This is a genomic window from Streptomyces massasporeus (assembly GCF_014648995.1).
Lineage (GTDB): Bacteria > Actinomycetota > Actinomycetes > Streptomycetales > Streptomycetaceae > Streptomyces > Streptomyces massasporeus.
The window spans coordinates 1-1,431 of record NZ_BMSE01000060.1; the positions used below are offsets into that span (position 1 = coordinate 1).

1 pseudogene is annotated in these 1,431 nt (G+C 67.4%); it reads left to right on the top strand.

From position 1 onward, the window contains the following. Positions 1-1,431, top strand: a pseudogene (locus IE153_RS41205) (RHS repeat-associated core domain-containing protein); the annotation flags it as partial.

A 1,431-nucleotide genomic window follows, 5' to 3' on the forward strand; every position in this document is an offset into this window, starting at 1 on the left:
CCTACACCCTGACCGACCGCAAGTCGGGCACGAAGGACACCTTCGACGAGCACGGCACGCCGACGAAGGTCACGGACAGGAACGACGGCACGATCACTGTCGACCAGCACGACGACGGCAGCGAGCACAAGGGCTTCAAACTCACCGAGACCCGCTCGGGCCGCTGGATCGACCTGGTGAAGACGAACGCCAGCCAGTGGCAGGCCAAGGACCACACGGGCCGCACGGCCGTGTTCGACCTCGACCCGGCGGGCAACCTGGCGAAGGTCACCGACACCGACGGCAAGGCCACCGCCTACGTGTACGACTCCTCACGCCGCCTGACCAAGGTGACCACCCCCGAGGGCACCGTCACCCTGTTCACCTACGACGACCACAACCGCGTCACCTCCATGCAGCGTGCCACCGAGGTGACCAACGGCGGCCACATCGGTCCGACCTGGCGCTACGACTACACGGCCGCCACCCCGTCGGAGGCGGGCACGACGACAGTCACCGACCCCGAGGGCGACGAGACGCAGTACGCCCACAACGCGGACGGCGAGGTCACCAAGGTCACCGACCCTCTGAACCACTCCCGCCACGCCAAGTACACCAACCACCTACGGCAGACCGCGATCGACGCCATGGGCACGGGAGCGGACGGCACCGGCGGCAACACCACGACCTACGGCTGGGACGGCCGCAACAACGCCGTCTCCCAGAAGCTCCCGCTCGGGGCGACGGCGTCCGTGACGGCGTATCAAACGGTCGCCGGGACCGATCTGCCCAACGACTTCACCAGCGCGGACGGCCGCAAGGACACCTTCAAGTACGACACCAACGGCAACACCATGTCGGTCACCACGTCCGGCACTGCCGGCGGCACCCGCGAGTACACCTACAACAAGGACACCCCGACCTGCGGCGGCTTCGAGGGCCAGCGCTGCACCGCCAAGGACGCGGGCGGCAAGGTCACCTCCTTCGCGTACGACACCAAGGGCAACCTCAAGACCGTGACCCCGCCGGCGCCGCTGGGCAAGACGGAGTACACCTACGACGCGCTCGGCCGGGTGGAGACCGTCACCGACGGACGCGGCATCAAGACCGTCTACGTCTACGACAACCGTGACCGCGTGACGAAGGTGTCCTCCACCAACGCCACGGTCACCTACGCCTACGACGGCGACGGCAATGTCAGGACCCGCACGGACGCCTCAGGCACCACGAAGTGGGACTACGACAAGCTCAACCGCGAGAGCGTCCGCACCCTGCAGAACGGCGCCCAGACGGCGCTGGCCTACACCCCGGGCGGCGAGGTCGACCACTACATCGACCCGACCGGCACAACGGACTACACCTGGGACAAGGCCGGCCGCCTGGACTACCTGGTCGCCCCGGACGGCAAGAAGACCGACTTCGACTACAACAACAACGACAAGCGCACCAAGA